This window comes from Streptomyces sp. B93, from assembly GCF_018070565.1.
GTDB lineage: Bacteria > Actinomycetota > Actinomycetes > Streptomycetales > Streptomycetaceae > Streptomyces.
This window is the reverse complement of record NZ_JAGPXL010000064.1, coordinates 20,864-29,732: the sequence shown is the minus strand read 5'-3', so window position 1 is coordinate 29,732 and position 8,869 is coordinate 20,864. Positions and strand designations below refer to the sequence as shown.

Annotated in this window: 10 protein-coding genes and 1 pseudogene; 5 read left to right on the top strand and 6 right to left on the bottom strand. The window is 71.0% G+C overall.

Annotated features, from left to right (window positions below):
* Window positions 1-126, top strand: a pseudogene (locus KBY47_RS33475) (GTP 3',8-cyclase MoaA); the annotation flags it as partial.
* A gap of 49 nt (window positions 127-175) precedes the next feature.
* Here the strand turns inward: KBY47_RS33475 and KBY47_RS33470 are convergent.
* Together KBY47_RS33470 and KBY47_RS33465 are read right to left on the bottom strand one after the other, a co-directional pair.
* Entirely contained in the window at window positions 176-397 is a 222-nt protein-coding gene (locus KBY47_RS33470; RefSeq protein WP_210927931.1) for a hypothetical protein, read from the bottom strand.
* Window positions 398-607: 210 nt separating this feature from the next.
* Complete coding sequence (locus KBY47_RS33465) at window positions 608-988, bottom strand: DUF3099 domain-containing protein (RefSeq protein WP_210927930.1); 381 nt, start codon at window positions 986-988, stop codon at window positions 608-610.
* Window positions 989-1,216: 228 nt separating this feature from the next.
* On the opposite strand from KBY47_RS33465, the gene KBY47_RS33460 reads away from it, so the two are divergent.
* Window positions 1,217-1,492 carry a GlsB/YeaQ/YmgE family stress response membrane protein gene (locus KBY47_RS33460; protein ID WP_210927933.1) on the top strand — a complete coding sequence of 92 codons (276 nt, stop codon included), beginning with the start codon at window positions 1,217-1,219 and terminating at the stop codon, window positions 1,490-1,492.
* A 41-nt stretch (window positions 1,493-1,533) separates the two neighbouring features.
* Here the strand turns inward: KBY47_RS33460 and tyrS are convergent, their stop codons facing one another.
* The 3 genes from tyrS to KBY47_RS33445 all read right to left on the bottom strand — a co-directional run bounded on the left by tyrS (window position 1,534) and on the right by KBY47_RS33445 (window position 5,826).
* Entirely contained in the window at window positions 1,534-2,802 is a 1,269-nt protein-coding gene (gene tyrS / locus KBY47_RS33455; RefSeq protein WP_210927929.1) for a tyrosine--tRNA ligase, read from the bottom strand.
* A gap of 109 nt (window positions 2,803-2,911) precedes the next feature.
* A complete protein-coding gene (locus KBY47_RS33450) occupies window positions 2,912-4,306 on the bottom strand; it encodes a metallopeptidase TldD-related protein (protein ID WP_210927928.1) in 1,395 nt (464 codons plus the stop codon).
* Entirely contained in the window at window positions 4,303-5,826 is a 1,524-nt protein-coding gene (locus KBY47_RS33445) for a TldD/PmbA family protein (protein WP_210927927.1), read from the bottom strand. Before KBY47_RS33445 ends, KBY47_RS33450 begins: the two co-directional genes overlap by 4 nt.
* A gap of 302 nt (window positions 5,827-6,128) precedes the next feature.
* Between KBY47_RS33445 and fabG the strand changes: the two genes are divergently transcribed.
* From fabG to KBY47_RS33430, 3 genes are all read left to right on the top strand, one after another.
* Complete coding sequence (fabG, locus tag KBY47_RS33440; RefSeq protein WP_210927926.1) at window positions 6,129-6,833, top strand: 3-oxoacyl-[acyl-carrier-protein] reductase; 705 nt, start codon at window positions 6,129-6,131, stop codon at window positions 6,831-6,833.
* Between the two features lie 4 nt (window positions 6,834-6,837).
* Window positions 6,838-7,605, top strand: a complete 768-nt coding sequence (fabI, locus tag KBY47_RS33435; protein WP_210927925.1) for an enoyl-ACP reductase FabI — start codon at window positions 6,838-6,840, stop codon at window positions 7,603-7,605.
* 226 nt (window positions 7,606-7,831) lie between these two features.
* The gene (locus KBY47_RS33430) at window positions 7,832-8,185 is read left to right on the top strand and encodes a hypothetical protein (RefSeq protein ID WP_210927923.1); all 354 of its coding nucleotides are present in this window, start codon (window positions 7,832-7,834) and stop codon (window positions 8,183-8,185) included.
* On the opposite strand, the gene KBY47_RS33425 is transcribed toward KBY47_RS33430, so the two are convergent.
* Complete coding sequence (locus KBY47_RS33425; RefSeq protein WP_210927921.1) at window positions 8,160-8,855, bottom strand: FadR/GntR family transcriptional regulator; 696 nt, start codon at window positions 8,853-8,855, stop codon at window positions 8,160-8,162. The two genes, KBY47_RS33430 and KBY47_RS33425, sit on opposite strands and share 26 nt — an antisense overlap.
* Window positions 8,856-8,869: the final 14 nt, after the last annotated feature.

Genomic DNA, 8,869 nt, shown 5'->3' with positions numbered 1-8,869 from the left:
GACGCGCCGGACGAGGAGATCGCCCGGATCTGGAAGCTGGCGATGTGGGGGAAGAAGGCGGGCGCGGGGCTGGACGACCCGGCCTTCGTCCAGCCGGACCGCCCGATGTCCGCCATCGGCGGCTGACGGCGGGGCCCTCGGGCCTCATCGGCGGCTGACGGCCGGACCTTGGGCCTCAGGCCCGCTCCGCCGACTCCCACTCCGCCAGCGGGACCACGTCCTTCAGGAACCCCCGCACCCCGAGGAACTGCGACAGATGCTCCCGGTGCTCCTCGCAGGCCAGCCAGGTCTTGCGGCGCTCCGGCGTGTGGATCTTCGGGTTGTTCCAGGCCAGCACCCACACGGCGGCCGTGCGGCAGCCCTTGGCCGAGCAGATGGGGGTGTTCTCGTCACTCACAGGTTCGTCTCACAACCGCGCTCAAAAGGCGACGCCGAGCAGCCACGGGGGGAGCTGCCCGGCGTCGGTCCGTCGCTCCGACGGGGGATGCGGAGCGCCTACGAAGTATGTCACGGGTAACCGGCCCCCCGGCACCGGAACAACACTATTGATCTGAGCTTTTCTTGAGCTTGGCCGGAACCGGCGGTGACCCGTCGAGCGGTCGTCGTGCTATCGCCGGTCGCCCGCTTCGCTCGCGCTTCCGCTCGTCCCTTCCGTCGCAGGAGCGGCGTCGTCGCCCTCCCGGGAGGGCCCGATCATCGGCGGAGTCGGCGTCGTCACGAAGGTCGACGGCAGCGACGGCGCGTTCTCCCGCCCGGCGTTGGCGACCACCACCGCGATATAGGGGAGCACCGCCCCGAGTACCAGCGCCACGATCGCCACATGACGCTCCACGCCCCACAGGACGGCCGCGAGGACCACCGACACGGTACGGATGGACATCGAGATCACATACCGGCGCTGACGTCCTCGGACGTCGTCCTGGAGACCCTGCCGGGCACCGGTGATCCGGAACACCTGGGCACCGCCGCCGTTATGCCGTTTCAGCATCGCACTTCCACCATCCACCCGCGTCGGACTCGCCCCGGCCCGGCTGGTTTCCACGTTACGCCGCACTTCCGCCGTCCTCGAGAGCGGGGGCGCCTCCGCCGCCAAGGGGCCGACCGGCCCTCATGAAGGCCGCCCGCCGGATGGCCGTACGAGAGGTGCGACTTCCCGGGGCCATGCCAAGACTGGGCAGTGCACCGCATGCGGATCGAGCCGTACGAGGAGGCAGCCATGGGATGGTTGTGGGCGATCATCGTGGGATTCGTGCTCGGCCTGATCGCCAAGGCGATCATCCCGGGCAAGCAGCACAGCCCCCTGTGGCTGATCACCATCTTCGGCATCCTGGGCGCCATCGCGGGCAACGCGATCGCCCGCGCGGCCGGGGTCGACGCGACCGCGGGCATCGACTGGTGGCGGCATGTCTTCCAGGTGGTCGCCGCGGTGATCATCGTCTCCCTGGGCGACCGGGCCTACGTCGCCCTGCGCGGCAGCCGACGCCAGGCCTGAGAGCCGCACGTACGACTCCCGGGCCCGGCCTCGGCCGACGGTCAGCCGCCGGTCACCTCGACGGCGGCCAGGTTTTTCTTGCCGCGCCGCAGCACCAGCCAGCGGCCGTGCAGCAGGTCCTCCTTGGCGGGGACGGCGTCCTCGGAGGCGACCTTGGCGTTGTTCACGTACGCGCCGCCCTCCTTGACCGTGCGCCGGGCGGCCGACTTGCTGGGGACCAGGCCGACCTCGGCGAACAGGTCCACCACCGGGCCGGGCTCGGCGACCTGGATGTGCGGCACCTCGGAGAGGGCCGCCGCCAGCGTCCGCTCGTCCAGGCCGGCCAGCTCGCCCTGCCCGAACAGCGCCCGGGACGCGGCGATCACGGCGGCCGTCTGGTCAGCGCCGTGCACCAGCGTGGTCAGCTCCTCGGCCAGCGCCCGCTGCGCGGCCCGCGCCTGCGGCCGCTCCTCGGTCTGCCGCTCCAGCTCCTCCAGCTCCGCACGGGACCGGAAGGACAGGATGCGCATGTACCGGCTGATGTCCCGGTCGTCCACGTTCAGCCAGAACTGGTAGAACGCGTACGGCGTGGTCATCTCGGCGTCCAGCCAGACGGCGCCGCCCTCGGTCTTGCCGAACTTGGTGCCGTCCGCCTTGGTCATCAGCGGCGTCGCCATCGCGTGCACGGTGGCGTCCGGCTCCAGCCGGTGGATCAGGTCGAGACCGGCGGTGAGGTTGCCCCACTGGTCGCTGCCGCCCTGCTGGAGCGTGCAGCCGTACCTCCGGTAGAGCTGGAGGAAGTCCATGCCCTGGAGGATCTGGTAGCTGAACTCCGTGTAGCTGATGCCCTCGGAGGACTCCAGACGGCGGGCGACCGAGTCCTTGGTGAGCATCTTGTTGACGCGGAAGTGCTTGCCGATGTCGCGCAGGAACTCGATCGCGGACAGATCCTGCGTCCAGTCGAGGTTGTTGACCATCACGGCCGCGTTCTCGCCCTCGAAGGACAGGAACGGCTCGATCTGGGCGCGCAGGTTGCCCACCCACCCGGCGACCGTCTCCGGACTGTTCAGCGTGCGCTCCGCCGTCGGGCGGGGGTCGCCGATCAGACCGGTGGCGCCGCCGACCAGCGCCAGCGGGCGGTGCCCCGCCTGCTGGAGGCGGCGCAGGGTGAGCACCTGCACCAGATGCCCCACGTGCAGCGACGGCGCGGTCGGGTCGAAGCCGCAATAGTAGGTGACGGGACCGTCCGCGAGCGCCTTGCGCAAAGCGTCCTCGTCAGTGGACAGGGCGAACAGCCCCCGCCACTTCAGCTCGTCGACGATGTCCGTCACGGTTCTCGTGTCTCCTAGGTGGTCTTCGAGGGTCCGCCCGATGGTCCTCGGCGGTCCGCTTGATGATCTTCGGCCGGTCGGGTGACAGCCGACAGGCGCGCCTACGAGGTTATACGCCCTGGCTGACAGAGCTCATATTGAAATCCGGGATGCGCAGCGCGGGCATCGCGGTCCTGGTGAACCAGTCGCTCCACTCCCTCGGCAGCGTCCGTTCCGTACGGCCCGCCTGCACCGCGCGGCCCAGCAGACCGACCGGCGACTCGTTGAACCGGAAGTTGTTCACCTCGCCGGTCACCTCGCCGTTCTCGACGAGGTACACCCCGTCCCGGGTCAGCCCGGTGAGCAGCAGCGTGGCCGGGTCGACCTCGCGGATGTACCACAGGCAGGTCAGCAGCAGCCCGCGCCCGGTGGAGGCGACCATGTCCTCCAGGGACGCCTGAGAACCGCCCTCCAGGACGAGGTTGCCGATCGCCGGGGCCACCGGCAGCCCGGTCAGCGCCGCGCTGTGCCGGGTGGTCGTCAGACGCGTCAGCTCGCCGTCGCGGATCCAGTCGGTGGCACTGACCGGCAGACCGTTGTCGAAGACGGACTGGTCGGCGCCGGAGGAGTGCGCCACCACGAACGGCGGGGTCTCCAGGCCGGGCTCCTTCGGGTCGCTGCGCAGGGTGAGCGGCAGTTCGCTGAGCCGCTCGCCCACGCGGGTGCCGCCGCCGGGCTTGGAGAACACCGTCCGGCCCTCGGCCGCGTCCCGGCCCGAAGCCGACCACAGCTGGTAGATCAGCAGGTCGGCGACGGCGGTCGGCGGCAGCAGCGTCTCGTACCGCCCGGCGGGCAGTTCCACGCGCCGCTTCGCCCAGCCGAGGCGTACGGCCAGCTCGGCGTCGAGCGCCGCGGGGTCGACGTCCGTGAAGTCGCGGGTCGAGCGGCCCGCCCACGCCGAGCGGGTGCGGTCCGGCGACTTGGCGTTCATCTCCAGCGTCCCGTTGGGCTGGTCATGGCGCAGCCGCAGCCCCGTCGACGTGCCCAGGTAGGTGGAGACCAGCTCGTGGTTGGCGAAGCCGTACAGCTCACGGCCGCCCGCACGCGCGCGTGCGAAGGACTCGCCCAGCGCGGGGGCGAAGTCGGCGAACACCGCGGACGACGTCTCGGCGGGCGGTGCGGTGAAGTCGGGCGCCTCGGGCACGCCGGTGACCAGCGGCTGGGCGTCCTCGGCGGGACCGGCGCCGCGCGCGGCGGCCTCGGCGGCGCGCACCAGGGGCTCCAGCTCGTCCGCCGTCACCGCGGACCGCGACACCACCCCGGACGCCGTGCCCTCGTTCCCCTCGACGGTCGCGACGACGGTGAGCGTGCGCCCGCGCGTGACACCGTTCGTCGTCAGCGCGTTGCCCGCCCAGCGCAGGTTGGTGGTGGAGTGCTCGTCGGCGATCACGACACAGCCGTCCGCCCGGGACAGCTCCAGGGCCCGCTCGACGATCTCGTGCGGCTTGTTCACGGGCGCGCTCATCGACCGGCCTCCTGCGTCGTGTTGAGGATGTTGACGCCCTTGAAGAGCGCGGACGGACAGCCGTGGGAGACGGCCGCGACCTGGCCCGGCTGGGCCTTGCCGCAGTTGAAGGCACCGCCCAGGACGTACGTTTGCGGACCGCCGACGGCCGCCATCGAACCCCAGAAGTCGGTCGTGGTCGCCTGGTAGGCGACGTCCCGCAGCTGGCCGGTGATCCGCCCGTTCTCGATCCGGTAGAAGCGCTGCCCGGTGAACTGGAAGTTGTAGCGCTGCATGTCGATGGACCAGGACCGGTCCCCGACGACGTAGATGCCCCGGTCCACCCCGCCGATGAGGTCCTCCGTGGACATCCCGGCGGGGTCGGGCCGCAGGCTCACATTGGCCATGCGCTGCACCGGCACATGGGCGGGGGAGTCGGCGAAGGCGCAGCCGTTGGACCGCGCGAAGCCGGTCAGGCGGGCGATCCGGCGGTCCAGCTGGTAGCCGACCAGCGTGCCGTCCTTCACCAGGTCCCAGGACTGCGCCCGGACGCCCTCGTCGTCGTAGCCGACGGTGGCGAGGCCATGCTCGGCGGTGCGGTCGCCGGTGACGTTCATCAGCTCCGAGCCGTAGCGCAGCTTGCCCAACTGATCGAAGGTGGCGAAGGAGGTACCGGCGTAGGCCGCCTCGTAGCCGAGCGCCCGGTCCAGCTCGGTGGCGTGGCCGATGGACTCGTGGATGGTCAGCCACAGGTTGGACGGGTCGACCACCAGGTCGTACAGCCCCGGCTCCACGCTCGGCGCCCGCATCTTCTCGGCGAGCAGCACCGGCAGCTCCGCCAGTTCGGACTCCCAGTCCCACCCGGTGCCCGTCAGGTACTCCCAGCCGCGCCCCACCGGCGGCGCGATGGTCCGCATCGAGTCGAACTCCCCGCTCGACTCGTCCACCGACACGGCCGTCAGCTGCGGATGCAGCCGCACCCGCTGCTGGGTGGTGACCGTCCCGGCCGTGTCGGCGTAGAACTTGTTCTCGTGGACGGTGAGCAGCGAGGCGTCGACATGGTCGACCCCGTCCGCCGCCAGCAGCCCACGGCTCCACTCCGCCAGCAGCGCCGACTTCTCCTCGTCGGGCACGGTGAACGGATCGATCTCGTACGACGAGATCCAGGTCTTCTCGGCGTGCACGGGCTCGTCCGCCAGCTCCACCCGCTCGTCCGACCCTGCCGCCTTGATCACCTGCGCGGACAGCTTCGCCATGGCCACGGCCTGGCTCGCCACCTTCGCGGCGGCGTCCATGGTCAGGTCCACGCCGGACGCGAACCCCCATGTACCGCCGTGCACCACCCGCACCGCGTACCCCAGGTCGGTGGTGTCCGAGGACCCGGACGGCCGCGCGTCCCGCAGCCGCCAGGAGGCGCTGCGCACCCGCTCCAGGCGGAAGTCGGCGTGCTCCGCCCCGAGCGCACGCGCGCGTGCGAGCGCGGCGTCGGCGAGGGCACGCAACGGCAGCGCCGTGAAGGCTTCGTCGATGGTATGAGGCACCTGCGTCTCTCTCTGTTCGGTTTTGACCGGCGGCTGGTGCGATCGTGATCCGGTCCGCTCCGCATCATCGCGCGTGAGCCGGGCCCGGACCACACGTTTCCGCGTGACGCGGGTGGTTGGCGGCGAGAACCGTTCTGTAGGGACCCGACAGTCACTCCCGTAAGCCACTGTGGATGCCCGAATGTCCCCGAGAGGTCCGCGACCGATAGGTTTCCAGAGAAGCCGCCTGTCGTCGCCGCACGTCATCGATGTCGTAGAGGTGTTCGGGCGGGTGTTCAGACCGCTATCGAAAGGGTGATCCGTTGAGCCGCTCGGTTCTCGTCACTGGAGGCAACCGGGGCATCGGCCTCGCCATCGCCCGCGCTTTCGCCGACGCCGGCGACAAGGTCGCGATCACATACCGCTCCGGCGAGCCGCCCGCCGGTTTCCTGGCCGTCAAGTGCGACATCACCGACCCCGAGCAGGTGGAGCAGGCGTACAAGGAGATCGAGGAGGCGCACGGCAACGTCGAGGTCCTGATCGCCAACGCCGGCATCACCAAGGACCAGCTCCTGATGCGGATGTCCGAGGAGGACTTCACCTCGGTCCTCGACACCAACCTCACCGGCACCTTCCGCGTCGTCAAGCGCGCCAACCGCGGCATGCTGCGCGCCAAGAAGGGCCGCGTCGTGCTGATCTCCTCCGTCGTCGGGCTGTACGGCGGTCCCGGCCAGGCCAACTACGCCGCCTCCAAGGCCGGTCTGGTCGGCTTCGCGCGCTCCCTCGCCCGTGAGCTGGGGTCGCGCAACATCACCTTCAACGTCGTCGCGCCCGGCTTCGTCGACACCGACATGACCAAGGTGCTCACCGACGAGCAGCGCGCCGGCATCCTGTCGGCGGTACCGCTCGGCCGCTACGCGCAGCCCGAGGAGGTCGCCGCGACGGTGCGGTTCCTGGCCTCGGACGACGCCTCGTACATCACTGGAGCCGTCATCCCCGTTGACGGCGGACTGGGAATGGGTCACTGATCACATGAGCGGAATTCTTGAGGGCAAGCGCATCCTGATCACCGGTGTGCTGACGGAGGCCTCCATCGCCTTCCACACCGCCCGGCTGGCCCAGGAGCAGGGCGCCGAGATCATCCTGACGGCGTTCCCGCGGCCCACGCTGACCGAGCGCGTGGCCCGGAAGCTGCCCAAGCCCGCCAAGGTCATCGAGCTGGACGTCACCAGCGACGAGCACCTCGGGCGGCTCGCCGACATCGTGGGCGAGGAGCTGGGCGGCCTCGACGGCGTCGTGCACTCCATCGGCTTCGCCCCGCAGGACGCCCTCGGCGGCAACTTCCTGAACACGCCCTTCGAGTCGGTCGCCACGGCCATGCACGTCTCGGCGTTCTCCCTGAAGTCGCTGACCATGGCCTGCCTGCCGCTGATGCAGAACGGCGGCTCCGTCGTCGGCCTCACCTTCGACGCCCAGTTCGCCTGGCCGCAGTACGACTGGATGGGCCCGGCCAAGGCCGCCCTGGAGGCCACCAACCGCTACATGGCCCGTGACCTGGGCAAGCAGAACATCCGCTGCAACCTCATCTCGGCGGGCCCGCTGGGCTCGATGGCGGCCAAGTCCATCCCGGGCTTCAGCGAGCTGGCCTCGGTGTGGGACACCCGCTCCCCGCTGGAGTGGGACCTGAAGGACCCCGAGCCCGCGGGCCGCGGCGTGGTGGCGCTGCTGAGCGACTGGTTCCCGAAGACCACGGGCGAGATCGTCCACGTCGACGGCGGTCTGCACGCCATCGGCGCCTGAATCCCGGTCGCCTCGAACGACCGTACGACGCCTGCGACGCCCCGTCTCCCGCCGACCGCGGGGGCGGGGCGTCGGGCTTTCCACGTCTCGGCTCCCGCTTCCCGCGTTCCGTTCCCGCGTCCCCCGTTCGGCGCAGTCGGCCGGGCGGAACCGGCCGCCACTGCGCACGCTGGATTACGCGTTCCCCACGCGTCCCTCCCCAGCACGGCCGAGGAGGTCCCCCCTTGTGCGCCTGCCCCCCAGCCTGGCCGCGGTGACCGTCGCCGTCGCTCTCGTACTGGCCCTGCCGTACGACGCCGTCCCCCACGCGCGCGTGACGCCAGGCAAGGCCCCGAGCCCCCCGCCGTTCGGCGCCGAGTGCCGCACCAAGGTGCACGGCTCCCATGTGATCGCCCACTGCCACAACCCCTACGTCGACACCGACCGGCTGCGCCTGCACATCGAGTGCCGGCGGTGGTGGGACCTCGACACCGACAGCGCCCCGGTCGACGCCGGGCCCGCCACGACCGTACGGATCACCGGGCGGTGCTGGAAGGAGGTCGGGTCCGCGTGGGTCAGCCATCAGCGGCGGGCGAGCTGAACCGGCCCGGACGGCACTGGAACGGATAGCTCGCCGCCTGAGCCGCGGCCGTCACCGCGTCGCCCGCGCGGATCGCGTCCACCAGCCCCATGTGGTCCATGTACGTCTCCGGCGTCAGCTCCGCGCCGACGTCCTCGCGCAGCCAGTCCCGCAGCACCTCGCCGAGGTCCGCGTACATCGCGGTCATCGCGTCGTTGTGGGACGCCGCCACGACCGCCATGTGGAAGGTCGCGTCCGCCGTCACGAAGGCCTCCGCGTCACCGGACCGCCATGCCTCCTCACGGCGCTGGAGCAGCGCGTCCAGCTGCTTGAGGTCCTTCTCCGTGCGGCGCTCGGCGGCCAGCTGCGCCGCGCCCGACTCCAGGGTGGCCCGCAGCTCGGCGATGTGCCGGGGATCGGCGTCGGCGAACCGGCGGTGCATCACGCCCGCCAGCTCGCTGGTGGCCACGACATAGGTGCCGGAGCCCTGGCGGATGTCCAGCAGGCCGTTGTGCGCCAGCGCCCGCACCGCCTCGCGGACGGTGTTGCGGGCGACGCCGAGCTGTTCGACCAGCTCGGGCTCGGTCGGGATGCGCGAGCCGACCGGCCACTCGCCCGAGGTGATCTGATTGCGCAGCTCCGCGATGACCTGTTCGGACAGGGCCGAACGGCGTGGGTGGCTCAAGGGCATGGCACACCTTCGCA

Excerpts from the sequence above, each read along its gene's own strand:
- KBY47_RS33465 (WP_210927930.1), bottom strand. The coding sequence starts at position 988 with ATGCTGAAACGGCATAACGGCGGCGGTGCCCAGGTGTTCCGGATCACC.
- KBY47_RS33460 (WP_210927933.1), top strand. The coding sequence starts at position 1,217 with ATGGGATGGTTGTGGGCGATCATCGTGGGATTCGTGCTCGGCCTGATC.
- KBY47_RS33450 (WP_210927928.1), bottom strand. The coding sequence starts at position 4,306 with ATGAGCGCGCCCGTGAACAAGCCGCACGAGATCGTCGAGCGGGCCCTG.
- fabI (WP_210927925.1), top strand. The coding sequence starts at position 6,838 with ATGAGCGGAATTCTTGAGGGCAAGCGCATCCTGATCACCGGTGTGCTG.
- KBY47_RS33425 (WP_210927921.1), bottom strand. The coding sequence starts at position 8,855 with ATGCCCTTGAGCCACCCACGCCGTTCGGCCCTGTCCGAACAGGTCATC.